Source organism: Burkholderia sp. SIMBA_062 (assembly GCF_046534765.1).
GTDB classification, from domain to species: Bacteria; Pseudomonadota; Gammaproteobacteria; order Burkholderiales; family Burkholderiaceae; genus Burkholderia; species Burkholderia ambifaria.
Window position 1 is genome coordinate 1 of the sequence record NZ_JAWRYD010000139.1, and the last position, 376, is coordinate 376.

Genomic DNA, 376 nt, shown 5'->3' on the forward strand with positions numbered 1-376 from the left:
CGGCTGAGCGGAACGCGGCCGAGTAGCCGCCGGGGCCGGCGCCGAGCACGAGCATGTCGCACTCGATGTCGGCGGCGCCGCTGTAGCTGCCGGCTTGCGGCGCGGGTGCCGGAGCGGCTGCGGCCGGTGCCGGCGCAGCGGCTGCGGGTTTCGCTGCCTCAGGTGCTTTCGCGGGTGCGGCTGCGCCTGCCGCTGCGTCGACGATGGCGATGACGGTGCCTTGCGAGACTTTCTCGCCGGCTTTGACCTTGACTTCCTTGACCGTGCCGGCGACGTCGCTGGGCACTTCCATGGAGGCTTTATCGGATTCGAGCGTGATGAGCGTTTGCTCTTTTTCGATCACGTCGCCGGGCTTGACATTGACTTCGATGACATC

Annotated in this window: 1 protein-coding gene; it reads right to left on the reverse strand. The window is 67.6% G+C overall.

The window, feature by feature from the left end; all coding sequences use genetic code 11:
- Window positions 1-376, reverse strand: a 376-nt coding sequence (locus SB786_RS35750) for a biotin/lipoyl-containing protein (protein WP_410731510.1), incomplete at both ends; no start/stop codon positions are given.